The following is a 24627-nucleotide window of genomic DNA, read 5'->3' on the forward strand; positions in this document are numbered from 1 at the left end:
TGCCCTACCACCGGCCGCCCCAGCGCGGCCGGTTTGCATTGCGGCCTGCCTGAATGACTACCGAAACCACCAAGCCCCCCCGCTACTGGTTGATGAAGTCGGAGCCTGACGAATGCTCCATCGACGACGCCCTGGCGGCTGCCGGCGCCACCGTCCCCTGGACTGGCGTGCGCAACTACCAGGCGCGCAACTTCATGCGCGACGCGATGCAAGTGGGCGACGGCGTACTGTTCTACCACTCCAGCTGCCCCAAGCCCGGCATTGTCGGCATTGCGCGCGTGGCCTCGGGCGTGCGCGCCGACCCCACGCAGTTCGACCCGCAATCGCCCTATTACGACCCCAAGGCCGCCCCAGGCAAGCCGCGCTGGCTGCTGCTGGACGTGCAGGCCCTGCGCAAGACGCGCCTCGTCGGCCTGGCCGAACTGCGCGCGCACCCGGCGCTGGCCGACATGCGCGTGCTGCAGCGCGGCAACCGGCTGTCGATCACGCCGGTAGCGGCACGGGAATGGACCGCCATCCTGACCGACTGCCTGGGTATCAGCACAACAAAAGGATAGCTGTCCGCGCTTTATGTACGGGCGTTAGCGGCTTTTTTTCTTAAAAATTTCAACCAGCTCTGACACCAGTCTTTGCGGCCCGCCATCGGCCACGGCCAGGGCAAAGCTGTCATGCACGGCCTGGGCTATGCCGTGTGCCGCCTCACCGTCCCGTGCCATGGCGCTGTAGTAGCCCATGTCCTTGAGCGCGTTGGACATGGAAAAACGCAGGCCACCCGGATCCTGCGCCAACAGATAGGGCCGCAGCCGCTCCAGCGCCACGCCGCCACCGCCGCCCTTGGCCAGCACGTCGACGAACACCTCTGGCGCCACGCCGGCCGCCAGCGCGCAGGCGGCGGCCTCGGCGATCAGGGCCACGCTACCCAGCGACACATAGTTGTGCAGCAGCTTCATGCGGTGGCCGCTGCCCGCGGCGCCGGTGTGGGTGATGTGCTCGGCAAAGCATTGCAGCAGCGGCAGGCATTCCTGCAGCAGATCGGCATCGCCGCCGACCAGCAGGTTCAGGCGCCCCTCGGCGGCCTCGCGTGGCGTGCGCGTCATGGGCGCATCCAGAAAGCGCCCGCCCGCCTGGGCCACGGCGCGCGCTACCGCTTCGGTAGACACGGGAATGGCCGTCGAGCAGTCGATCACCACCGTGCCGGGCCGCAACGCGGCCAGCGCGCCCTGCTCGCCCAGCAGCACGGCCTCGACCTCGGGCGAGCCGGTCACGCACAGGATCAGCACCTTGACCCGCCGCACCAGCGCCTGCACCGACTCTGCCGTGTCCACACCCAGGGCACGCAGCTCATCCAGCGGCTGGTTGCCGGGGTGCTCCAGCACCGTCAGGGCGTAGCCCCTGCGCGCGATGTTCAGCGCAATGCCATGGCCCATCAGGCCGACGCCGACCAGGCCGACAGGTAAGGTGTTCATGGATGGCCCTTATGCGTAATGGGTTGTAGCCAGCGGCTTCAGTCGCGCTTGAAAACCAGCACCTTCAAGGATCTCTGCTCATCGACGTCGGCAAACACCGGCGGATTGTCCACGCGCGCGACAAAATCCAGCGCAGGCGCGCATGCCTGCATCTGCTCGCGCAGAAAGGCCAGGCCCAGCTCCGGCGCATTCAGGCACAGCAGCGCATGGCCGCCGGGCGCCAGCAGATCGGGCAGGCGGCGCATGATGCGCGCGTAGTCTTTGGTGGCGACAAAGCTGCCCTTCTGATAGCTGGGCGGGTCGGCGATCACCAGGTCGTACGGCCCGCCGCGCGCGATCTTGCCCCAGGAGCTGAAGATGTCATGCGCCAGAAAGCTGGCGCCGCCGGCCAGGCCATTGAGCTGGTGGTTGTGCTGCCCGGTGGCTATCGAACCCCGGCCCATGTCCACGTTGACCACCTGGGCCGCGCCGGCCTGCAGCGCCGCGACCGAGAAGGCGCAGGTGTAGGCGAAAAGGTTCAGCACCCTGGCGCCCTGCCCTGTGCGCGCCCGATGCGCGGCGGCATGCGCGCGCACCCAGCGCCGGCCCGCCGCCATGTCCAGGAACAGGCCGTGGTTCTGCCCGCGCAGCACATGCACGCGATAGCGCGCGCCGTCCTCGGTGACCACATGCGGATCAGGTACGGCGCCGGCCATCAGCCGCGTTTCGCTGCGACCCGCCATGCGCAGCGCCTCGCCACGGTGCTGGAACACCCAGTTCAAGCCCTGACCCGGCGCGATCTGCTGCCAACGGGCCTGCAGCGCGCTGCCGATGATGGCCAGTTGCTCCTCCGTGGCCGGCGCAAAGCTGGTCAGCACCAAGACCGGCGGATAGGCGTCCAGCGCCCACTGCTCGCACCCGGCAAAGCGCCCGCCCCGGCCGTGGAAGAGGCGGCAGGCATCCGTGGCAACAGGCATAGCGGCAATGGCGGCTAGCAGGGCTTGCATGGCGTGATTTGAGATAAAAAGAAGGCCCAGAGCTTATACAGCAAGCGCCAAAAGCTATAAAAACCATAGAAAAAGGCAGCCAAAGCTGCCTTTCTCGGGGGGGCGGTGTGCCTACTTGCGCGCCGGCGGCACGTCGGTGCAGCTGCCATGCGCCACCTCGGCCGCCATGCCTATGCTCTCGCCCAGCGTGGGGTGCGGATGGATGGTCTTGCCGATGTCCACCGTGTCTGCGCCCATTTCGATGGCCAGGGCAATCTCGCCGATCATGTCGCCGGCGTGCGTGCCGACGATGCCGCCGCCCAGGATCTTGCCGTGGCCGTGGGCCTCGGGTGAATCGTCGAACAGCAGCTTGGTGAAGCCCTCGTCGCGGCCGTTGGCAATCGCCCGGCCGGAGGCCGCCCATGGGAACAGGCCCTTCTTGACCTTGATGCCCTGCGCCTTGGCCTGGTCCTCGGTCAGGCCGACCCAGGCGACCTCGGGGTCGGTGTAGGCCACGCTGGGGATGACGCGGGCGTTGAAGGCGGCTGCCGCCAGCTCCTTGTTGCCCTGCAGTTCGCCGGCGATGACCTCGGCCGCCACATGGGCCTCGTGCACCGCCTTGTGCGCCAGCATGGGCTGGCCGACGATGTCGCCGATGGCAAAGATATGCGGCACGTTGGTGCGCATCTGAATGTCCACGTCGATGAAGCCGCGATCCGTCACCGCCACCCCCGCCTTGTCGGCGGCGATCTTCTTCCCGTTGGGCGAGCGCCCCACCGCCTGCAGCACCAGGTCGTAGGTCTGCGGCTCGGGCACCGTGACGCCGTCCTTGGCAGGAGCGAACGTGACCTTGATGCCTTCCGGCGTGGCCTCGGCCGCCACGGTCTTGGTGTTGACCATGATGTTGTCGAAGCGCGGCGCGTTCATCTTCTGCCAGACCTTGACCAGATCACGGTCGGCGCCCTGCATCAGGCCGTCCATCATCTCGACCACGTCCAGGCGCGCGCCCAGCGTGGAGTACACCGTGCCCATCTCCAGGCCGATGATGCCGCCGCCCAGGATCAGCATGCGTTTTGGCACGCCAGCGAGCGCCAGCGCGCCGGTGCTGTCCACCACGCGCGGGTCGTTGGGCATGAAGGGCAGACGCACGGCCTGGCTGCCGGCGGCGATGATGGCGTTCTTGAACTGCACGACCTTCTTGGCGCCGGTCTTGTCCTGGCCGCTGCCTGTCGTTTCCTCCACCTCCAGGTGGTGGCTGCCGACGAAATGCCCATAGCCGCGCACGATCGTGACCTTGCGCATCTTGGCCATCTGGCCCAGGCCGCCGGTGAGCTTGGAGATCACCTTTTCCTTGTGGCCGCGCAGGGTATCGACGTTGACGCTGGGCGCGCCGAAGTCGATGCCCGCGGCCTTCAGGTGGCTGACCTCATCCATCACCGCAGCCACATGCAGCAAGGCCTTGGATGGGATGCAACCCACGTTCAGGCACACGCCGCCCAGCGTGGCGTAGCGCTCGACCAGCACCACCTTCAGGCCCAGGTCGGCGGCGCGGAACGCCGCCGAATAGCCGCCGGGACCGCCGCCCAGCACGAGCACGTCGCAGTCGAGGTCGGCGTTGCCGGCGTAGCTGGCGGCCGCTGGTTGTTCGCCCCCTCTCCCGCTCGCGGGAGAGGGTTGGGGTGAGGGTGCAGGCGGCGTGGCCTTGCTGACCCCACCCTCACCCCTGCCCTCTCCCGCCCCGGCGGGAGAGGGAGAAGCAGCGGCTGCCTCCAGCGTCAGCACCACCGTGCCTTCCGCCACCTTGTCGCCCACCTTGACCTTGAGCTCTTTCACCACCCCGGCATGGCTGCTGGGGATTTCCATGGAGGCTTTGTCACTCTCCACGGTGATGAGCGATTGCTCGACGGCCACGCTGTCGCCGGGTTGCACCAGCACTTCGATCACGCCAACCTCGGCGAAGTCGCCAATATTGGGCACCTTGATGTCGATGACTGCCATGTCAGTATTCCTTTCAGAGCAGCACGCGGCGGAAGTCCGCCAGGATCTGGCCCAGGTAGACGTTGAAGCGCGCGGCTGCGGCACCATCGATCACGCGGTGATCCCAGGTGAGCGACAGCGGCAGCATCAGGCGCGGATGGAAGGCCTTGCCGTCCCACACCGGCTCCATGGTCGAGCGGCACACGCCCAGGATGGCCACCTCGGGCGCGTTGATGATGGGCGTGAAATAACGCCCGCCAATGCCGCCCAGACTGGAGATGGTGAAGGTGGCGCCGCTCATGTCGGCCGGGCCCAGCTTGCCATCCCTGGCCTTCTTGGCGAGATCCCCCATTTCCTGGCTGATCTGCAGCACGCCCTTCTTGTCGGCGTCCTTGATCACGGGCACGACCAGGCCATTGGGCGTATCGGCGGCAAAACCGATGTGGTAGTACTGCTTGTAGATCAGCGCATCGCCGTCCAGGCTGCTGTTGAACTCGGGGAATTTTTTCAGCGCCGCGACGCAGGCCTTGATCAGGAAGGCGAGCATGGTGACCTTGACGCCGCCCTTCTCGTTCTCCTTGTTGGTGGAGACGCGGAAGGCTTCCAGGTCGGTGATGTCGGCATCGTCATGGTTGGTGACGGCCGGAATCACGATGGCATTGCGCAGCAGGTTGGCGCCGCTGATCTTCTTGATGCGGGACAGCTCCTTGCGCTCGATGGGGCCGAACTTGGCGAAGTCCACCTTGGGCCAGGGCAGCAGATCCAGACCCACACCCGAGCCACCTCCGGCCGGGGCCCTGGCGGCCTGGGCCTGGGTTTGCACGGCGCCTGCCATGACGGAGCGGGTGAAGGCTTGCACATCCTCGGCCGTGATGCGGCCCTTGAGGCCCGTGCCCTTGAGCTCGGCCAGCGGCACGCCGAGTTCGCGGGCGAACTTGCGCACCGACGGCGATGCGTGGGGCAGGCCCGGCGTGGGGCTGCCGGGCTGGTGCGCGGGCATGGCAATAGCGGTGGCGGCAGCGGCCACAGGTGCCGGCGCGGATGCAGGTGCTGCAACCGGTGCCGGGCTTGGAGCTGCGCTGGCTGGTGCTGGCGCAGCGCCGGCCGCGGCGCCTTCGATGACGGCCACCAGGTCACCGATGTTGACCTTGTCGCCCACCTTGATCTTCAGCTCCTTGAGCGTGCCGGCCACGGGCGAGGGAATCTCCATCGACGCCTTGTCGGACTCGACGGTGAACAGCGACTGCTCGACCTTGATGGCATCACCCACCTGGACCAGCAGCTCGATCACGGCCACGTCCTTGAAGTCGCCGATGTCGGGTACATGCACGTTGATGGGGCCAGCAGCTGCTGCTGCAACGGGGGCCGCAGCGGGGGCAGCCACCGGGGCCGGCGCGGCGGCAGTGGGCGCCGCTGCGGGCGCGGGAGCAGCGGCGGCACCGCCATCGGCGGCCTCCAGCTCAACGATCACGCTGCCCTGCTTGACCTTGTCGCCCACCTTCACGGTCAGCGCCTTGACCACGCCGGCGTGGCTCGACGGAATCTCCATCGATGCCTTGTCCGACTCGACCGTGATCAGCGACTGCTCCAGCGCCACCGTATCGCCGGGCTTGACCAGCAATTCGATCACGCCGACTTCGTCAAAGTCCCCGATATCGGGTACCTGGATTTGAATCAATGCCATGGTTGTCTCCCTCGTCTTCAGGCGTGCAGGGGGTTGATCTTGTCGGTCTTGATGCCGTACCTGGCAATCGCCTCGGCCACCTTGGCCAGCGGCAGCTTGCCATCGTCGGCCAGCGCCTTCAGGGCGGCCACGGTGATGAAGTGGCGGTTGACCTCGAAATGCTCACGCAGTTTGCTGCGGAAGTCGCTGCGGCCAAAGCCGTCGGTACCCAGCACCTTGTAGCTGCGCCCGGCCGGGATGAAGGCGCGGATCTGCTCGGCGTAGTTCTTCATGTAGTCGGTCGAAGCCACCACCGGGCCGGCGTGACCGGTGAGCTGTTGCGTGACGAAGGGCACGCGCGGCGTGGCCGTGGGGTGCAGCAGGTTGTGGCGCTCGGCGTCCTGGCCCTCACGGGTGAGCTCATTGAAGCTGGTGCAGCTCCAGACGTCGGACTGCACGCCCCAGTCGGCGGCCAGGATCTTCTGCGCCTCGATGGATTCGCGCAGGATGGAGCCCGAACCCAGCAGCTGCACGCGCAACGCACCTTCGGCGCCCTGCTTGCACAAATACATGCCCTTGAGGATTTGCTCCTCTGTGCCGGCGGTGAGGCCCGGCATGGCGTAGTTTTCGTTCAGCAGGGTGATGTAGTAGTACACGTTCTCCTGCTTTTCCACCATGCGCTTCAGGCCTGCGTGCAGGATCACGCCGACCTCATGCGCAAACGTCGGGTCGTAGCTGATGCAGTTGGGAATGGTGCCCGCCAGGATATGGCTGTGGCCGTCCTCGTGCTGCAGGCCCTCGCCATTGAGCGTGGTGCGCCCGGACGTGCCGCCCAGGATGAAGCCGCGCGCCTGCATGTCGCCGGCAGCCCAGGCGAAGTCGCCAAAGCGCTGGAAGCCGAACATCGAGTAGTAGACGAAGAACGGAATCATGATGCGGTTGTTCGTCGAGTACGACGTCGCCGCCGCAATCCACGAGCAGATGCCGCCCGCCTCGTTGATGCCCTCTTGCAGGATCTGCCCGGCCTTGTCTTCCTTGTAATACATCACCTGGTCGCGGTCGACCGGGGTGTAGAGCTGGCCCAGAGGGTTGTAGATGCCGATCTGGCGGAACAGCCCCTCCATGCCGAAGGTGCGCGCCTCATCGACCAGGATGGGCACGACGCGCGGGCCCAGTGCCTTGTCGCGCAGCAGTTGCGTCAAGAAGCGCACATAGGCCTGGGTGGTGCTGATCTCGCGGCCCTCGGCCGTGGGCTCAATGACGGCCTTGAAGGTATCCAGCGCGGGCACGGTGAAATGCTCGTCGGCCTGCTCGCGGCGCTTGGGCAGGTAACCGCCCAGGGCCTTGCGGCGCTCGTGCAGGTACTGCATCTCGGGCGTGTCGTCGGCCGGCTTGTAATAGGGCAGCTTTTCCAGCTCGCTGTCCGGGATCGGAATGTTGAAGCGGTCGCGGATGTACTTGATGTCCTCGTCGTCGAGCTTCTTGGTCTGGTGCACGGTGTTCTTGGCCTCACCGGCCTTGCCCATGCCGTAACCCTTGACGGTCTTCACCAGCAGCACCGTGGGTTCGCCATGGTGCTCATTGGCCGCATGGAAGGCGGCGTAGACCTTCTCGGGCTCGTGGCCACCGCGGCGCAGCTCCCAGATCTCGTCATCGGTCAGGTGTTCGACCAGCTTCAGCGTCTCGGGGTACTTGCCGAAGAAATGCTTGCGGATGTAGGCGCCGTCCATGGCGCGGTAGGTCTGGTAGTCGCCGTCCAGCGTCTCCATCATCACCTGCTTCAACTTGCCGCTCTTGTCGCGGCGCAGCAGCTCGTCCCAGCCCTTGCCCCACAAGAGCTTGATGACATGCCAGCCGGCGCCGCGGAAGTCGCCTTCGAGCTCCTGCACGATCTTTCCATTGCCGCGCACCGGGCCATCGAGGCGCTGCAGGTTGCAGTTGATGACGAAGATCAGGTTGTCCAGGTTCTCGCGCGCCGCCAGGCTGATCGCGCCCTTGCTCTCGGGCTCGTCCATCTCGCCGTCACCCAGGAACACCCAGACGCGGCGCTTGGCCGTGTCGGCAATGCCGCGGGCGTGCAGGTATTTCAAAAAGCGTGCCTGGTAGATGGCCATCATCGGGCCCAGGCCCATGGACACGGTGGGGAACTGCCAGAAGCCCGGCATCAGCTTGGGGTGGGGGTAGCTTGACAGGCCTTTACCGTCCACTTCCTGGCGGAAGTTCTCCAGCTGGTCTTCGCTGATACGGCCCTCCAGAAAGGCGCGGGCATAGATGCCGGGCGCGCTATGGCCCTGAAAGTAAATGCAGTCGCCGCCGTGGGTTTCGCTCTCGGCATGCCAGAAATGGTTGAAGCCCGCGCCCCACATGGAAGCCAGCGAGGCAAACGAGCCGATGTGCCCGCCCAGGTCGCCACCATCGGCCGGGTGCAGGCGGTTGGCACGCACCACCATGGCCATGGCGTTCCAGCGCATATAGGCGCGCAGGCGTTTTTCGATGGCGATGTTGCCGGGACAGCGCGCCTCCTGCTCGGGCTCGATGGTGTTCACATAGCCGGTGTTGGCCGAGAACGGCAGGTCGATGCTGCTTTGCCGACCATGTTCGAGCAGCTGCTCCAGCAGAAAGTGCGCCCGCTCCGGGCCCTCTTTCTCAATGACCGCGGACAGCGCCTCCAGCCATTCGCGGGTTTCCTCTTGGTCTATATCGGCAGCAGTCTTGGCTTTGGTCGGATCGGACATGCCCTGTCTCCTTTGAAGTGAGTGACTATGGTGAACGAATTACGGGCGCAAGTTTCGCATAGTTCGACAAAATATCAAATAGCGGCTGTTGATTTCTTATTATGAAATTTTGCTGCAGATGCACATCATTTTTCACAATGAAAACAGCTCCTGCGCGGCCTTAAACTCCACTGCATGGCCACCCCCTGCCCCTCGCCCAGCTCACCCGTGTCTGCGATAAAAACGCCGGCGCGCTGGTGGCGCGCATGGTGGCGCAGCCTGTCGCCGATGCGCCAGGATCGCTTTGCCACGCTGGCCCCGCTGGCGGCGGTGCTGATGTTCCTGGCGGCGATCGTGGCTTCTTTCTGGTATTTGCGCTCCGAAGAGATCGCCCGTGAAAAGGAGGCCCTCAAACGCGACGTGGAATACGCCCAGCAGCGCGTACGACTGCGCCTGCTGGAGCGCCAGGAGCAGATCATGCGCATCGCGCGCGATCTGTCCAACGAAGAACTGGAACGCGCCGACTTCGTGAGCCGCGCCGAGGCCCTGATCAGCCAGTACCCCGAGCTGCAGTCCATCACCTGGATCGACGAGCGCCGCCGTATCCGTGCCAGCCAGGCCGCCCCCACCGTGACCAGCAGCCAGTTGCGCGTGACCGGCGAGGTGCTGAAGACGGGCGAGGCAGCTGATTTGTTCAAGCAGGCGCGCCAGTTGCGGCAACCCGTGTATTCACTGCCAACGGCAGGAGCAGGCGACACCGCCCCACTGCTGCAATTGCAGGTGCCGCTATCGCCGCATGACCAGTTTGGCGGCGTGGTGCTGGCCGAGTACTCCATCGACAGCCTGCTGCGCTACGGCACGCCCACGGAGGTTCTGGCGCGCTACGCCGTGACCCTGCTCGACGGCCGTGGCCAGGTTCTGGCCGGAACGCCTCTGGCGCCCAGGCACAACGCCCTGCTGCCCTGGACGACCAAGGCCAACGCCTATGCCATCCCCGTCTCGCCGGTAGGCAATGGCCTGGTACTGCGCGCCCAGGCCTACCGCACCTCGCTGGGCGTGGTGGGCAGTGGCCTGTTCTGGCTGGTGGGCAGCTTGAGCGTCATGACGTCATGGCTGTTGATCGCCACCTGGCGCCACACGCGCCGGCGCATGCGCGCGCAAGAGGCCTTGATCGTCGAGACCAATTTCCGCCGGGCAATGGAAAACTCCATCCTGACCGGCATGCGCGCCCTGGATCTGCAAGGGCGCATCACCTACGTGAACTCCGCCTTCTGCCAGATGACGGGCTGGACCGAGGCCGAGCTGGTGGGCCAGACACCGCCCTACAGCTACTGGCCCGAGGGCGAATACGACAAGCTGCACGCCAACCTGCGCGACGAGCTCTCGGGCAAGACCGTGCCCGGCGGCTTTCAGGTGCGCGTGCGACGCAAGAGCGGAACCCTGTTCGATGCGCGCCTGTACGTCTCACCGCTGATTGACGCGCGCGGCCAGCAGACCGGCTGGATGACATCGATGACGGACATCACCGAGCCCAACCGCGTGCGCGAGCAGCTCACCGCCTCACACGAGCGCTTCACCATCGTGCTGGAGGCGCTGGATGCATCGGTGTCGGTCGCCCCGCTGGGCAGCCAGGAGCTGCTGTTTGCCAACCGCCTGTACCGCCAGTGGTTTGGCTCGCAGACCGGAGGGCACCTGGAGATGGTGGCGCAGGCGGGTGTTCCGCTCTCTCCGTCTGCGCCAAGTGGTGACGACGTGGGGGCAGAGGACGACCTGTTGGGCCTGCCGGTGGATCCGCTGGCCAGGGCCCGCGCGGAAAACGCCGAGATCTACCGCAGCGACCTGGGCAAATGGCTGGAAGTGCGCTCGCGCTACCTGAACTGGGTCGATGGCCGGCTGGCGCAGATGGTCATCGCCACCGACATCACCCCGCGGCGCGTGGCCGAGGAACAGGCTGCACGCCAGGCCGAGCGCGCCCAGTCGGTCAGCCGGCTGATCACCATGGGCGAGATGGCATCGAGCGTGGCGCACGAGCTCAATCAGCCGCTCACCGCGATAAACAACTACTGCAGTGGCATGGTCTCGCGCATCCAGAACGGCACCCTCAGCGAGGAGGCTCTGCTGACCGCGCTGCAAAAGACCGCGCACCAGGCCCAGCGCGCCGGCCAGATCATCCAGCGCATTCGCGCCTTCGTGAAGAAAAGCGAGCCCAATCGCACGCTGGCCAACGTGCACGACATGGTGGGCGAAGCGTTGGAGTTGGCCGAAATAGAGCTGCGCCGCCACAACGTGCGCCTGACACACCATGTCGCGGCCCGCCTGCCACCGGTCATGGCGGACTCCATATTGATTGAACAGGTGCTCATCAACCTGATGAAGAATGGCGCCGAGGCCATCGCCCAGGCGCAGCGCCCGCCGGCGCTACGCAGCGTGGAGCTGCGCGTGGTACCACGCCAGGTGGATGGCGCCGAGGTCATCGAATTCTCGGTACAGGACACCGGCAGGGGCCTGGCGCCGGAAGTGCTGGCGCATTTGTTCGAGGCCTTTTTCTCCACCAAGAGCGAGGGTATGGGGATAGGCTTAAATTTGTGCCGCAGCATTGTCGAATCGCACCAGGGAAGGATGGCCGCGGAGAACCTCTACAATGCAACAGAGGTTACCGGTTGTCGGTTTTCTTTCTGGTTACCACTCGCCAATACGGGCGATAGTGCTATTACTTCAGCAGCAACGACATATCCAAGGACTACTGCATGAGCTTGATTCCGAAAAAAGGTACCGTCTATGTCGTCGATGACGATGAAGCCGTCCGCGATTCACTTCAGTGGCTGCTGGAGGGCAAGGATTACCGCGTTCGGTGCTTCGATTCGGCAGAGTCTTTCCTGACCCGCTACGACCCGCGTGAAGTGGCCTGCCTGATCGTGGACATCCGCATGGGCGGCATGACCGGGCTGGAGCTGCAAGATAGGCTGCTGGAACGCAAGTCGCCCCTGCCCATCGTCTTTATCACCGGCCATGGCGACGTGCCCATGGCCGTCAACACCATGAAGAAGGGCGCCCTGGATTTCATCCAGAAGCCGTTTGACGAGCAGGAGTTGCTGGGCCTGGTGGAGCGCATGCTCGATCATGCCCGCGAGGCCTTCACCGACCACCAGCAGGCCGCCAGCCGCGATGCGCTTCTGTCCAAGCTCACCGGCCGCGAGGCCCAGGTGCTCGAGCGCATCGTCGCCGGCCGCTTGAACAAGCAGATCGCCGACGATCTGGGCATCAGCATCAAGACCGTCGAGGCGCACCGCGCCAACATCATGGAAAAGCTCAACGCCAACACCGTGGCCGACCTGCTGAAAATTGCCCTGGGGCAGACCACCGCCAAGGCTTGATTACTCCTTTATTCATAGCTGCCTGCGCCCGCCACAAAAGCGCCAGGCGGCTTTTTCATTTGTATTCCGGATTAGTTCAACAATGACCGCCCAACTGATAGACGGCAACGCCCTCTCGCGCCAACTGCGCGCGCAAGTCGCCCAGCGCACGCAAGCCCTGAAGGCGCGTGGCATCACACCAGGCCTGGCCGTGGTGCTGGTGGGCGACAACCCGGCATCCCAAGTCTATGTGCGCAACAAGGTCAAGGCCTGCGAAGACGTGGGCTTTCACTCGGTACTCGAAAAGTACGACGCCACGCTGACCGAAGAACAGCTCCTGGCGCGCGTGGCGGCGCTGAACAACGACCCCGCCATCCAGGGCATCCTGGTGCAGCTGCCGCTGCCCAAGCATATTGACGACCACAAGGTCATCGAGGCCATCTCGCCCCTGAAGGATGTGGACGGCTTTCACGTCGCCAGCGCCGGCGCGCTGATGGTGGGCGAGGTCGGCTTCAAGGCCTGCACGCCCTACGGCTGCATGAAGATGCTTGAATCGATCGGCATGCAAGACCTGCGTGGCAAGCATGCCGTGGTGATTGGCCGCAGCAACATAGTCGGCAAGCCCATGGCCATGATGCTGCTGGCCGCCAACGCCACCGTCACCGTCTGCCACAGCGGCACGGCAGATCTTGCCGCCATGACGCGCCAGGCCGACATCGTGGTCGCCGCCGTGGGCAAGCGCAATGTGCTCACGGCCGACATGGTCAAGCCCGGCGCCGTGGTCATCGACGTGGGCATGAACCGCAACGACGCGGGCAAACTCTGCGGCGACGTGGATTTTGACGGCGTCAAGCAGGTCGCGGGCTGGATCACCCCCGTTCCCGGCGGCGTCGGCCCCATGACCATCACCATGTTGCTGGTCAACACCCTTGAAGCGGCCGAGCGCCTGTAGTTGATCGATCGCTGCTTGAACCCGCTCCCACTGCCGCCATCTAAACCCGCATGAGCAATCCCCTCCTCGACTTCTCGGCCCAGATCCCGTTCGACCGCATCACCCCCGCCGACGTGGCGCCCGCCGTGGATCAGCTGCTGGCACGCGCCGACGCGGCCTTGGCCAGCGTCACCGCGCCCGACTTTCCCGCGCAGTGGGGCTCAATCGCCCGCGTGCTGGACGTGGCCACCGAGGAGCTGGGCCGCGCCTGGGGCGCGGTGAGCCACTTGAACAGCGTGGCCGACACCCCCGAGCTGCGCGCCGCCTACAACGCCGCCCTGCCGCGCGTCACAGAGTTCTGGACCCGCCTGGGCGCCGACGAGCGCCTGTACGCCAAGTACAAGGCCATAGACCCGGCGACGCTCAACGCCGAGCAGCGCCAGGCGCGCAGCAACGCCATGCGCAACTTCGTGCTCTCGGGCGCCGAGCTGCAAGGCGCGGCCAAGGAGCGCTTCGCCGCCATCCAGGAGCGCCAGGCCGAGCTGCAGCAAAAATTCAGCGAAAACGCGCTGGACGCCACCGACGCCTACGCCTACTACGCCAGCGCCGAGGAGATCGAAGGCCTGCCCGCCGACGTGATGCAGGCCGCGCGCGCGGCGGCCGAGGGGGAAGGAAAACAGGGTTACAAGCTCACGCTGAAGATGCCCTGCTACCTGCCGGTGATGCAGTTCGCCAAGAGCAACACTTTGCGCGAAAAGCTCTACCGCGCCTATGTCACCCGCGCCTCGGATCAGGCCGAGGGCGATGCGAAACGCTTTGACAACAGCGCCGTCATGACCGAGATCCTGGCGCTGCGCAGGGAAGAGGCGCAGCTACTGGGCTACGAGAATTTCGGCCAGGTATCGCTGGTGCCCAAGATGGCGCACACGCCGGAGCAGGTCACCCACTTCCTGCGCGACCTGGCCCAGCGCGCCCGGCCCTTTGCCGAGAAAGACGTGGCCGACCTGCGCGCCTTTGCGGCCGAGCAGCTGGGCCTGCAGGATCCGCAGGCCTGGGACTGGCCCTATATCTCCGAGCAGCTCAAGGAAGCGCGCTATGCCTTCAGCGAGCAAGAGCTGAAACAATATTTCACGGCGCCCAAGGTGCTGGCCGGCCTGTTCAAAATCGTCGAGACCCTGTTCGAGGTGGCGATACGCCGCGACCAGGCGCCGGTGTGGAATGAGGCCGTGGAGTTCTACCGGATCGAGCGTGACGGCAAGCTGGTGGGCCAGTTCTACCTGGACCAGCCCGCGCGTGCCGGCAAGCGCGGTGGCGCCTGGATGGACGACGCGCGCGCGCGCTGGCTGCGCCCCGACACCGGCCGGCTGCAGACGCCCGTGGCCTATCTGGTGTGCAACTTCGCGCAAGGAGTTGACGGCAAGCCGCCCCTGTTGACCCACGACGACGTGATCACCCTGTTCCACGAGTTCGGCCATGGCCTGCACCACATGCTGACCCATGTGAACGAGCGCGATGTCTCGGGCATCAGCGGCGTGGAGTGGGATGCGGTGGAGTTGCCCAGCCAGTTCATGGAAAACTTCTGCTGGGAATGGGAGGTGCTCAAGCACCTGACGGCCCATGTGGACAGCGGCGCGCCGCTGCCGCGCGCCCTCTACGACAAGATGATCGCCGCCAAGAACTACCAGGCCGGCATGCAGACCCTGCGCCAGATCGAGTTTGCGCTGTTCGACATGCTGCTGCACACCGAGCATGAGCCGCAGGGCGACCTGCTGGCATTGCTGGCGCGCGTGCGCGCCGAGGTGGCGGTGCTCAAGCCCCCGGCCTTCAGCCGCACGGCCCACACCTTCAGCCATATCTTCGCCGGCGGCTACGCGGCCGGCTACTACAGCTACAAATGGGCCGAGGTGCTGAGCGCCGACGCCTACGCCGCCTTCGAGGAAACCACCGGCGCCGACGGCGTGCCCAGCCTGGAGACCGGCCGGCGCTACCGCCAGGCCATTCTGGAGGCCGGCGGCAGCCGCCCGGCCATGGAATCCTTCAAGGCCTTCCGCGGCCGGGAGCCCACGCTGGACGCCTTGCTGCGCCACCAGGGCATGGCCTGATAAAAAGTGAGCTGCTTGCGCTTGTCTACCAAGGTATTTAAACTATTTTCAGCGTTAAACCAGCCAGATATCAGCGCAAGCAGCTATTGTTTTTGAGAACCGCACAGGATTCGCCGCATGACCATCCTCCGCTTTGTCGCCACCTGCGCCACCCTCGTCGCCCTGGCCACGGCCGCGCAGGCCCAGCAGGTCTACCGCATCGTCGGGCCCGACGGCAAGGTCACGTTCTCCGACCGCGCACCCAGTGGCGGCGCCGAAGCGGCACAGGCGGGCAGCGGCCAGCGCGGCGGCAATGCCAATGACGCCCTGCCCTATCAGCTGCGCCAGGTGGCGGCGCGCTTTCCCGTCACGCTCTACACCGGCAACGACTGCCAGCCCTGCAACAGCGCGCGCAACCTGCTCATCAACCGTGGCGTGCCCTTCACCGAGCGCACCATCACCAGCAACGAAGACATAGACGCGCTCAAGCAATTGAGCGGCGTGGCCAGCCTGCCGTTCGGCACCATAGGCGGCCAGCAGCTCAAGGGTTTTTCCGACAGCGAGTGGAGCCAGTACCTGGACGCCGCCGGCTACCCCGCGCAGTCGCAGCTGCCGCCCAGCTACCGCCGCCCGGCGCCGACGCCGCTGGTGGCAGCCAAACCGGCGGCACCGGCCACGGAAGCCGCAGCACCTGCCGCCGCGACACCGGCGGCACGCCCGGCGCCGGCACCCGCGACAGGCAAGTCGCCGTCCAACCCGGCCGGCATCATCTTTTAGAACCGTTCAGAACTGCAGCGTGCGCACGCCCTGCGCCGTGCCCAGCAGGCAGACATGGGCCTTCTGGTGCGCGAAAACGCCCACGGTGACCACGCCAGGCCATTGGTTGACCTGGCTCTCGAAGGCCAGCGGCTCGGCAATCGATAGGCCGCGCACGTCCAGGATATGCTGGCCGTTGTCGGTCACCAACGGCTGGCCATCCTTGCAGCGCAGCGTGGCCTGGCCGCCCATGGCGGCAAAACGCCGCACGATCTGCGCCGCCGCCATGGGGATCACCTCCACCGGCAGCGGAAAGGCGCCCAGCGCCGGCACCAGCTTGGACTCGTCGGCGATGCAGACAAAACGCTCGGCCAGCGCCGCCACAATCTTCTCGCGCGTCAGCGCCGCGCCGCCGCCCTTGACCATGTAGCCGGCGCCGTCGATCTCATCGGCGCCGTCGATGTACACCGACAGGCGCTCGACCTCGTTGGCATCGAACACCGGTATGCCCAGCGCCTGCAGGCGCGCGGTGCTGGCCTCGGAACTGGACACCGCGCCGCGAATGCTGTCCTTGATCGTCGCCAGCGCGTCTATGAACTTGTTGACAGTGGAGCCCGTACCCACGCCCACGATCTCGCCGGGCACCACATAGTGCAGCGCGGCCTGGCCGACCAGGGTCTTGAGTTCGTCTTGGGAAAGCGTGGTGGGTGCAGTCATGGGGGAAAATCGGGAGTGAACCTTGAATTATCTCCATGTCCCTACTTCCCTACGCCCTCGCCCGCCCTTTTCTCTTTGGCATGGATGCCGAAGCCGCCCACGAGCTGACCATGGACATGCTGGCCCGCGGCCAGCGCACGCCACTGCAATGGGCCTGGTGCAACGACACCGTGAGCGACCCCGTCACGCTAGCCGGCCTGCGTTTTCCCAACCGCGTGGGTCTGGCCGCCGGCCTGGACAAGAACGCGCGCTGCATTGACGGCCTGGCCGCCATGGGTTTTGGCTTCGTCGAGGTGGGCACCGTCACGCCCAAGGGCCAGCCGGGCAACCCCAAGCCGCGCATGTTCCGCCTGCCCCAGGCGCGCGCCCTGATCAACCGCCTGGGCTTCAACAACGAGGGGCTGGACGCCTTCATCGCCAACGTGCAACAGTCCCAGGTGCGCCGGCAGGGCAAGCCGCTGCTGCTGGGCCTGAACATCGGCAAGAACGCCAGCACGCCCATCGAGGACGCCACGCGCGACTACCTGACCTGCCTGGAGGGCGTGTACCCGCATGCCGACTATGTGACGGTGAACATCAGCTCGCCCAACACGCAGAACCTGCGCGCGCTGCAAAGCGACGAGGCGCTGGACGGCCTGCTTGGCGCCGTGGCCGGGCACCGTGAAAAGCTCGCTGCCGCCCAGGGCCGGCGCGTACCCATCTTTGTGAAGATCGCCCCGGACTTGAGCGAGGAGCAAGTGAGCGTGATTGCCGCCACGCTGCAACGCCACGGCATGGACGGCGTGATCGCCACCAACACCACCATCAGCCGCGACGCGGTGCAGGGGCTGCCCCATGCCGCAGAAACCGGCGGCCTGAGCGGCGCACCGGTGCTGGCGGCGAGCAACGCCGTCATCGCGCAGCTGCGCGCCGCGCTGGGGCCGGCCTTCCCCATCATCGGCGTGGGCGGCGTCATGAGCGCCGAGGACGCGGTGAGCAAAATCCGCGCGGGTGCCGACCTCGTGCAGATCTACACCGGCCTGATCTACGAGGGCCCGACCCTGATCGGCCGCGCCGCACGCGCCATCCAGGCCATGCGCTGACCAGGCCATGCGCTGAAATAGCAAAGGGCCGCGTCTGCAGCCCTTGGATTGAAACGCCGGCAATCAGCCGCGCCGCATGCGCGCAATGGCCGGAAGCACCACGCCCACCCAGCGCAGCACGCGATTCGGCCCGGCCAATGCGGCAATGCCCGCAACCGCGCCCAGCGCCAGAGGGTGCAGCCGTGCAAACGTCAGCAAGCGCGTCAGCAGGGGATCATTGGGATCCACCCGCCCCTGCGTGGCCGCAGCCGCACGCGCCTGGCGCATGGCCTGGCGGCGCTTGACCAGGCGCTCGCGCTGCGCATGGATGCGGTCGAGCACCTGTTGCTGCGCGGGGGTCGGTGTGGGGGTTGTGCCGGGCATCACAGCTGCTCCTTGATCACGCGCCAGTCCTGCGCCAGCTCGCGGCGCGTGAGCGCAAACGCGCTGCGCGTCTTGCGTGCCATCGACAGCAAGACGGCCAACACCGCGCCACAGGCGACTAACCACAGGCCCGCCAGCAACCAGGCCGCCAGGGCGCGCTGCGACGTGTCCCAGAACTGCACCAGCACCGCCGCGGACAGCAGCAACAAGGCCACCACGGCCAGCACGCCAAAGACGACCAGCAGCAACGCCAGCAGAGCCAGACGGCGTTTGTGGTCCGCCCACTCCAGCCGCGCCAGCTCCATGCGGTCTTCGACAGCGGTTGCGCCCTCGCCCATGGCCGAGCGCCAGCGCCCGGCCAGGCCCTGCAGGTTCAGCAACGCAGCCCAGTTGACACGCGCCATCGACGGATCAGCGGCGCGCCAGCAAAAAACCCACCAAGGCCCCTACGGCCAGCGCGGCGCTGGCCACGCGCCAGGGTTCGTCATGGGCGTACCGGTCGGCGGCACGGGCGGCGTCCCTGGCCTGGCCGGCCGCCTGCTGCGCCGCACGCACCGTGGCATCGCGCACGGTCTGGATACCGTCGTCCAGGCGCTGGCGCAGTTGCTTGATCTCGGGAATGCCGTCCAGATCGCGGCTGGCCAGCAGGCCGCGCAGGTCGCCGACCAGCTTTTCGAGTTCACCCTGGGATGTGGAAACGGTTTCGGATACGGAGGACATGAACAAGCCTTTCATAGCAGGAAACAACGGGAAGACGCCATACATGGCAGGCACGAGGGCGGATGCGACATCTTAGCGCAGCATGTCGGCCACATGCGCACCAATCGCCAAGGCGCTGGTCAAACCCGGAGATTCGATGCCAAACAGATTCACCAGTCCGGCCACGCCATGCTGGCGCGGCCCCTGGATCAGAAAATCCGCCGCCGGCTCCTGCGGACCGTGGATCTTCGGGCGTATGCCGGCATAGCCGGCTGCCAGCGCACCATCCCGCAGGCCAGGCCAGTATTTGCGCACCTCGGCATAAAAGGCCTGGCCGCGGCTGGCGTCCACCACCAGGTCATCGGGGCCATCTACCCATTGCACGTCGGGCCCGAACTTGGCCTGGCCGCCCAGATCCAGCGTCAAGTGCACGCCCAGGCCGGCAGCCTCGGGCACGGGGTAGATCAAATGGCTGAACGGCGCGCGGCCCGACAGCGTGAAGTAATTGCCCTTGGCGTAGGCCGCCTGCGGCACCAGGGCAGGATCGAGCCCCGCAAAGCAGCGCGCCAGACCGGGCGCATGCAGGCCGGCCGCATTCACCACCGTGCGGGCGCTGATACGGGTGCCGTCTTTAGCTTCAATATGTATAGCGTTTTGCGCACACTGCGCCTGCGCCAGGGGCGAATTCAATGCCAAAAGACCACCGGCATTCTCCAGATCACCGAGCAGCGCCAGCATCAGCGCATGGCTGTCCACGATGCCAGTGCTGGGCGACAGCAGCGCGGCCACGCATTCCAGCGCGGGCTCCAGCGCACGCGCCTCTTCGCGCGTGAGCCAACGCAGGTCATCCACCCCGTTGGCTGCGGCGCGCTGCCGGATGCCGTCGAGCTGCGCCAGTTGCCCGGGCGCGGTGGCCACGATGAGCTTGCCGCTGCGCTGGTAGGGCACGCCGCGCTCGGCGCAATAGTCGTACAGCATGGTCTTACCCTGCACGCACAGCCGCGCCTTGAGCGAGCCCTGGGGGTAGTAGATGCCGGCGTGTATCACCTCGCTGTTGCGCGAGCTGGTTTCGGTTCCGATGGCGTTCGCCGCCTCCAGCACCAAGACCTCGCGCCCATCCAGGGCCAGTGCCCGTGCTACTGCCAGACCCACCACGCCGGCGCCCACGACGATGCAATCCACCAAGTCACTCATGGTTATCTCCGTTCAAACAATGTTAGACAGTGCGATCAGGCAACAAAAAACCCCTTGCAGGCAAGCCTTGCAAGGGGTTGTGTTGGTGGGCGATACATGGATCGAACATGTGACCCCTGCCGTGTGAAGGCAGTGCTCTACCGCTGAGCTAATCGCCCCGGGCCTATGGCCGACAGGCCAAAAGCTGGAAAATTGGTGGGTGATACATGGATCGAACATGTGACCCCTGCCGTGTGAAGGCAGTGCTCTACCGCTGAGCTAATCACCCGTTTGTCGTTGTTGCGACAGCCTGCGATTATGGCATAGCTTTTTCGCCACCAGCAAAAGTCCGCCAAATTGTTTTCCCACCGCTGGATTTGTCGATCTGCGTGAGCAGGTCTTCGTGCTCGGCCAGCTCCTGTTCATTGGCGGGCAGCACGGGCAGCGCGATGCGGCTCAGGTCCATGGCGGCGACCCTGATGCCGTCGTCGCCGGCAGGCGCTTCGTCCATGATCAGGAGCGCGTCCTGCCCCCGGGTCATGTTGATGTACACGTCGGCCAACAGCTCGGCGTCGAGCAGCGCGCCGTGCAGCGTGCGGCCCGAGTTGTCCACCTCCAGGCGGTCGCACAGCGCATCGAGCGAGTTGCGCTTGCCTGGGAACAGCTCCTTGGCCATGGCCAGGGTGTCGGTGATGCTGTCCACATGCGTGGCCAGCGGCGGCAGACCGACGAGCTCCAGCTCCTTGTCCAGAAAGCCGACGTCGAAGCCGGCGTTGTGGATGATCAGCTCGGCCCCCTGCAGGTACTGCAGGATGTCCTGCACGCAGTCGGCAAACTTGGGCTTGTCGCGCAGAAACTCGTTGCTGATGCCGTGCACCTTGAGCGCGTCCTCGTGGCTGTCGCGCTCGGGGTTCAGGTACAGGTGCAGGTTGTTGCCGGTGAGCTTGCGGTTCACCAGCTCCACGCAACCGAGCTCGATGATGCGGTCGCCCGTCTGCGCGGACAGGCCGGTGGTTTCGGTGTCCAGAACGATCTGCCGGGTCATCAATGGTTCTCCCTGGCGTGATTGATCGTGTATTTGGGGATTTCTATGGTCACGTCCTGCTGCGCCAGGATGGCCTGGCAGGACAGGCGCGACTGCGGCTCCAGGCCCCAGGCACGATCGAGCAGATCTTCTTCCTCTTCCTCGGCCTCGTTGAGTGTTTCATATCCCTGACGCACGATGACATGGCAGGTGGTGCAGGCGCAGCTCATGTCGCAGGCGTGCTCGATCTTGATGTCATGCTCCAGCAAGGCCTCGCAGATGGAGGTGCCGGCGCTCGCGCTGATCTCGGCGCCCTCGGGGCAGTATTCGTGGTGGGGCAGAATTTTGATGACGGGCATGGGAAAAGAAATGGGTTAAAGCGCGCTGACGTTTTTGCCGGAAAGGGCTTGGCGGATGCCGCGGTTCATGCGCTGAGCGGCGAAGGCCTCGGTGCCCTTGGCCAGGGCGGCCGTGGCGGCCTCGACGCTGGCCGCGCCCTCCCCCGCGTCGAGCACTGCGCGCAGCGCCCGCATCAGGGCGTCTATGGCCGTGCGCTCATCGGTGGCGAGCACATCGCCATCGGCGTCGAGCGCGCTTTGCGTGGCGATCAGCAGGCGGTCGGCGTCGACGCGTGCCTCCACCAGGGCGCGCGCCTGCATGTCCTGCTCGGCCGTGGCAAAGCCGTCCTGCAGCATGCGGGCGATCTCTTCATCACTCAAGCCATAGGATGGCTTGACGTCGATGCTGGCCTCCACGCCGCTGCCCTGCTCGCGCGCGCTCACGCTCAGCAGGCCGTCGGCGTCCACGGTAAAGGTCACGCGGATGCGCGCCGCGCCCGCCGCCATGGGCGGTATGCCGCGCAGCTCAAAGCGCGCCAGGCTGCGGCAGTCCTGCACCAGGTCGCGTTCGCCCTGCACCACATGGATGGCCAAGGCCGTCTGCCCGTCCTTGTAGGTAGTGAAGTCCTGGGCCTTGGCGGTGGGAATGGTTTCGTTGCGCGCCACGATGCGCTCGACCAGGCCGCCCATGGTCTCCAGCCCCAGGGACAGCGGGATCACGTCGAGCAACAGAAGGTCGCCGCTGGTGCTGTTGCCGGCCAGCTGGTTGGCCTGTATGGCCGCGCCCAGGGCCACGACCTCGTCGGGATTCAGATTGGTCAGGGGCTCGCGGCCAAAAAAGTCGGCCACCGCCTCGCGCACCTGCGGCATGCGCGTGGAGCCACCCACCAGCACCACGCCCCGCACTTCGTCGCGTGTGATCTGCGCGTCGCGCAGCGCGCGGCGCACGGCGGCCAGCGAGCGCTGGGTGAGCGCTGCCGTGACGGCCGCAAAATCGGAGCTTTTAACATCAAATTTGGCCTCAACGCCCGCCAAATAAGCGCTGAACGCTACAGTTTCAGTAGTCGTCAACCCTTGCTTGCAGGCGCGTGCCGCCAGGCGCACGGCAGCCTTGTCGGCGGGCGTATGCGCCTGCAGGCCCAGCTGCTGCAGCACCCAGTCGGCAAGAGCCGCGTCGTAGTCGTCACCGCCCAGAGCCGAGTCACCGCCCGTGGCGATGACCTCGAACACGCCCTGGGTCAGGCGCAGTATGGAAATATCGAAGGTGCCACCGCCCAGGTCGTACACGGCGTAGACACCCTCGGCGGCGTTGTCCAGGCCGTAGGCAATGGCCGCGGCCGTGGGTTCGTTGATCAGGCGCAGCAGGTTCAGGCCGGCCAGGCGCGCCGCATCCTTGGTGGCCTGGCGCTGGGCGTCGTCAAAATAGGCCGGAACGGTGATCACGGCGCCGTAGATGTCGCTGTCGAAGCTGTCTTCCGCACGGTAGCGCAGCGTGGCCAGGATCTCGGCGCTGACCTCCACGGGCGACTTCACGCCGGCCACGGTGGACAGGCTCAGCATGCCGCCGGCGGCCTGTGCAGCGACAAAGTCGTAGGGCAGCTTCTCGCGCCCGGCGATGTCGGCCAGGCCCCGGCCCATGAAGCGCTTGGCCGAGGCCACGGTGTTGACCGGGTCCTGCGTCTGCGCCGCGGCGGCCTCATGGCCAACATGGCGTCCGCCGTCCTGGAGATAACGCACGACCGAGGGCAGCAGCACCCGGCCCTGGGCGTCTGGCAGGCATTCGGCCACGCCGCTCTTTACCGCGGCTACCAGCGAATGCGTGGTGCCCAGGTCTATGCCTACGGCAATCCGGCGCTGGTGTGGGTCAGGCGACTGGCCGGGTTCGGAAATCTGCAAAAGCGCCATGGATGTTTGTCATGAAGAGTCCCAGCAGGCCACAAGGTGAACCTCTGGAAGATCAATCGGGAGATGCCCTATTGTCCCAGTTGCTCACGGCGCAAATCGATGTCCCGTGCAAATCGCGCAATGAACATGAGGGATCTGACCTCGCGCGCGGCGCCCGCGTAATCCTGGCGGACGTCGATGAGTTGCCCGCAGCGCGCCAGGGCGGCGCCGCGCGCGGCCTGGGTCTCGTCCTCCAGCGCGTCGAGGTCGGCCACGCCGGTGGCCTCGTCCAGCGCCTCGCGCCACTGCATCTGCTGCATCAGAAAGGCCGCCGGCATGGCCGTGTTGTCCTCGGCGCGAATCGGCGCGCCATGCAGCTCGCACAGGTAGGCGGCACGCTTGAGCGGATCCCTCAGGCGCTGGTAGGCCTCGTTGATGCGCACCGACCACTGCATGGCCACGCGCTGCGCGGCCGGCCCTTGCGCGGCAAAGCGGTCGGGGTGGGCCTCGCGCTGCAGGTCCTTCCAGCGGGCATCCAGCATGGCGCGATCCTGCGCAAAACGTGGCTGCAGGCCAAAGAGTTCGAAATCGTCGGATTGAAGATTCATGGCAATAAAAAACCGCCAGCGCGGCGGGCGATGGCGGTTGCGGTCGTCAACGCGGTCACGACATGGTCAGACGCGGAAACTCTCCCCACAGCCGCAGCGGTCACGCTCGTTGGGGTTGACGAACTTGAACCCCTCGTTGAGGCCCTCGCGCACAAAATCCAGCTCGGTGCCGTCGATATACGCCAAGCTCTTGGGGTCGATCAGCACCTTCACGCCATGTTGTTCAAACACGATGTCCTCGGGTGCCTGCTCATCCACGTATTCGAGCTTGTAGGCCAGGCCCGAGCAACCCGTGGTCTTGACGCCCAGGCGCACGCCAAACCCCTTGCCCCTGCGGGCCAGGTAGCGGATCACATGCCGGGCGGCGGCTTCGGTCAGCGTAATGGCCATGGCGGTATCAGGCGGCCTCCACGACGGCGTCGTGCTTGGCCTTGTAGTCTTTGACGGCGGCCTTGATTGCGTCTTCGGCCAGGATGGAGCAGTGGATCTTCACGGGTGGCAGCGCCAGCTCCTCGGCGATCTGGCTGTTCTTGAGCTGCGCAGCCTCGTCCAGCGTCTTGCCCTTGACCCATTCGGTGACCAGCGACGAGGAGGCAATGGCTGAGCCGCAGCCATAGGTCTTGAAACGCGCGTCCTCGATCACGCCGGTCTCGGCGTTCACCTTGATCTGCAGCTTCATCACGTCGCCGCAGGCGGGCGCGCCCACCATGCCGGTGCCCACGCTGTCGTCGCCCTTGTCGAACGAGCCCACGTTGCGCGGGTTCTCGTAATGGTCAATCACTTTGTCCGAGTAAGCCATGGTGTATTTCTCCTGATTCAAATCTGCTCTGGCG

The 24627-nt window shown here is 65.9% G+C and carries 23 protein-coding genes and 2 tRNA genes; 7 read left to right on the top strand and 18 right to left on the bottom strand.

Annotation, left to right across the window (positions count from 1 at the left end):
* Window positions 1–53: 53 nt before the first annotated feature.
* Complete coding sequence (locus P4826_RS04300; protein WP_317702682.1) at window positions 54–557, top strand: EVE domain-containing protein; 504 nt, start codon at window positions 54–56, stop codon at window positions 555–557.
* A gap of 24 nt (window positions 558–581) precedes the next feature.
* Here P4826_RS04300 and P4826_RS04305 read toward each other — a convergent pair whose 3' ends face one another.
* The 5 genes from P4826_RS04305 to aceE form a co-directional block, all read right to left on the bottom strand.
* Window positions 582–1466 carry an NAD(P)-dependent oxidoreductase gene (locus P4826_RS04305; protein ID WP_317702683.1) on the bottom strand — a complete coding sequence of 295 codons (885 nt, stop codon included), beginning with the start codon at window positions 1464–1466 and terminating at the stop codon, window positions 582–584.
* Window positions 1467–1504: 38 nt separating this feature from the next.
* The gene (locus P4826_RS04310) at window positions 1505–2452 is read right to left on the bottom strand and encodes a class I SAM-dependent methyltransferase (protein WP_317702684.1); all 948 of its coding nucleotides are present in this window, start codon (window positions 2450–2452) and stop codon (window positions 1505–1507) included.
* A 111-nt stretch (window positions 2453–2563) separates the two neighbouring features.
* Entirely contained in the window at window positions 2564–4429 is a 1866-nt protein-coding gene (gene lpdA / locus P4826_RS04315; protein ID WP_425605218.1) for a dihydrolipoyl dehydrogenase, read from the bottom strand.
* A gap of 13 nt (window positions 4430–4442) precedes the next feature.
* Window positions 4443–6092: a dihydrolipoyllysine-residue acetyltransferase gene (gene aceF / locus P4826_RS04330; RefSeq protein WP_317702685.1), complete on the bottom strand. Its 1650-nt coding sequence runs from the start codon at window positions 6090–6092 to the stop codon at window positions 4443–4445.
* Window positions 6093–6109: 17 nt separating this feature from the next.
* Window positions 6110–8806 carry a pyruvate dehydrogenase (acetyl-transferring), homodimeric type gene (aceE, locus tag P4826_RS04335; RefSeq protein ID WP_317702686.1) on the bottom strand — a complete coding sequence of 899 codons (2697 nt, stop codon included), beginning with the start codon at window positions 8804–8806 and terminating at the stop codon, window positions 6110–6112.
* Window positions 8807–8980: 174 nt separating this feature from the next.
* Between aceE and P4826_RS04340 the strand changes: the two genes are divergently transcribed.
* The 5 genes from P4826_RS04340 to P4826_RS04360 all read left to right on the top strand — a co-directional run bounded on the left by P4826_RS04340 (window position 8981) and on the right by P4826_RS04360 (window position 15927).
* Complete coding sequence (locus P4826_RS04340) at window positions 8981–11536, top strand: PAS domain S-box protein (protein ID WP_317702687.1); 2556 nt, start codon at window positions 8981–8983, stop codon at window positions 11534–11536.
* A complete protein-coding gene (locus tag P4826_RS04345; RefSeq protein WP_317702688.1) occupies window positions 11533–12159 on the top strand; it encodes a response regulator transcription factor in 627 nt (208 codons plus the stop codon). The genes P4826_RS04340 and P4826_RS04345 overlap by 4 nt, the downstream gene beginning before the upstream one ends.
* Before the next feature lie 82 nt (window positions 12160–12241).
* Complete coding sequence (gene folD, locus P4826_RS04350; protein ID WP_317702689.1) at window positions 12242–13090, top strand: bifunctional methylenetetrahydrofolate dehydrogenase/methenyltetrahydrofolate cyclohydrolase FolD; 849 nt, start codon at window positions 12242–12244, stop codon at window positions 13088–13090.
* A 50-nt stretch (window positions 13091–13140) separates the two neighbouring features.
* Window positions 13141–15171 (top strand): M3 family metallopeptidase, encoded by a 2031-nt coding sequence (locus tag P4826_RS04355; protein WP_317702690.1) that lies wholly within the window; start codon window positions 13141–13143, stop codon window positions 15169–15171.
* A gap of 117 nt (window positions 15172–15288) precedes the next feature.
* Window positions 15289–15927, top strand: a complete 639-nt coding sequence (locus P4826_RS04360; protein ID WP_317702691.1) for a glutaredoxin family protein — start codon at window positions 15289–15291, stop codon at window positions 15925–15927.
* Window positions 15928–15933: 6 nt separating this feature from the next.
* Here P4826_RS04360 and rpiA read toward each other — a convergent pair whose 3' ends face one another.
* Window positions 15934–16623: a ribose-5-phosphate isomerase RpiA gene (gene rpiA / locus P4826_RS04365; protein WP_317702692.1), complete on the bottom strand. Its 690-nt coding sequence runs from the start codon at window positions 16621–16623 to the stop codon at window positions 15934–15936.
* Window positions 16624–16658: 35 nt separating this feature from the next.
* Here rpiA and P4826_RS04370 point away from each other — a divergent pair, with 35 nt between their 5' ends.
* Entirely contained in the window at window positions 16659–17705 is a 1047-nt protein-coding gene (locus P4826_RS04370; protein WP_317702693.1) for a quinone-dependent dihydroorotate dehydrogenase, read from the top strand.
* 63 nt (window positions 17706–17768) lie between these two features.
* On the opposite strand, the gene P4826_RS04375 is transcribed toward P4826_RS04370, so the two are convergent.
* The 12 genes from P4826_RS04375 to iscU all read right to left on the bottom strand — a co-directional run bounded on the left by P4826_RS04375 (window position 17769) and on the right by iscU (window position 24593).
* Window positions 17769–18068, bottom strand: coding sequence for a hypothetical protein (locus P4826_RS04375; protein WP_317702694.1), 300 nt, complete (start codon window positions 18066–18068; stop codon window positions 17769–17771).
* Window positions 18068–18472, bottom strand: a complete 405-nt coding sequence (locus tag P4826_RS04380) for a phage holin family protein (protein ID WP_317702695.1) — start codon at window positions 18470–18472, stop codon at window positions 18068–18070. The genes P4826_RS04375 and P4826_RS04380 overlap by 1 nt, the downstream gene beginning before the upstream one ends.
* A gap of 7 nt (window positions 18473–18479) precedes the next feature.
* The gene (locus P4826_RS04385) at window positions 18480–18788 is read right to left on the bottom strand and encodes a glycine zipper domain-containing protein (protein WP_317702696.1); all 309 of its coding nucleotides are present in this window, start codon (window positions 18786–18788) and stop codon (window positions 18480–18482) included.
* A gap of 72 nt (window positions 18789–18860) precedes the next feature.
* Complete coding sequence (locus tag P4826_RS04390; protein WP_317702697.1) at window positions 18861–19961, bottom strand: NAD(P)/FAD-dependent oxidoreductase; 1101 nt, start codon at window positions 19959–19961, stop codon at window positions 18861–18863.
* 83 nt (window positions 19962–20044) lie between these two features.
* Window positions 20045–20119 (bottom strand) — tRNA-Val (locus P4826_RS04395).
* Between the two features lie 35 nt (window positions 20120–20154).
* A tRNA-Val gene (locus P4826_RS04400) sits at window positions 20155–20229 on the bottom strand.
* Window positions 20230–20256: 27 nt separating this feature from the next.
* Window positions 20257–20985: a DNA polymerase III subunit epsilon gene (dnaQ, locus tag P4826_RS04405; protein WP_317702698.1), complete on the bottom strand. Its 729-nt coding sequence runs from the start codon at window positions 20983–20985 to the stop codon at window positions 20257–20259.
* Window positions 20985–21323 carry an ISC system 2Fe-2S type ferredoxin gene (gene fdx / locus P4826_RS04410; protein ID WP_317702699.1) on the bottom strand — a complete coding sequence of 113 codons (339 nt, stop codon included), beginning with the start codon at window positions 21321–21323 and terminating at the stop codon, window positions 20985–20987. Before fdx ends, dnaQ begins: the two co-directional genes overlap by 1 nt.
* A gap of 15 nt (window positions 21324–21338) precedes the next feature.
* Entirely contained in the window at window positions 21339–23207 is a 1869-nt protein-coding gene (hscA, locus tag P4826_RS04415) for a Fe-S protein assembly chaperone HscA (protein WP_317702700.1), read from the bottom strand.
* A 68-nt stretch (window positions 23208–23275) separates the two neighbouring features.
* Entirely contained in the window at window positions 23276–23794 is a 519-nt protein-coding gene (hscB, locus tag P4826_RS04420) for a Fe-S protein assembly co-chaperone HscB (RefSeq protein WP_317702701.1), read from the bottom strand.
* A 66-nt stretch (window positions 23795–23860) separates the two neighbouring features.
* Window positions 23861–24184, bottom strand: coding sequence for an iron-sulfur cluster assembly protein IscA (iscA, locus tag P4826_RS04425; protein ID WP_317702702.1), 324 nt, complete (start codon window positions 24182–24184; stop codon window positions 23861–23863).
* A 7-nt stretch (window positions 24185–24191) separates the two neighbouring features.
* Window positions 24192–24593 (bottom strand): Fe-S cluster assembly scaffold IscU, encoded by a 402-nt coding sequence (gene iscU / locus P4826_RS04430; RefSeq protein WP_317702703.1) that lies wholly within the window; start codon window positions 24591–24593, stop codon window positions 24192–24194.
* Window positions 24594–24627 lie beyond the last annotated feature (34 nt).

Origin of the sequence: Diaphorobacter limosus, assembly GCF_033100095.1 — a bacterium.
GTDB lineage: Bacteria > Pseudomonadota > Gammaproteobacteria > Burkholderiales > Burkholderiaceae_C > Alicycliphilus > Alicycliphilus limosus.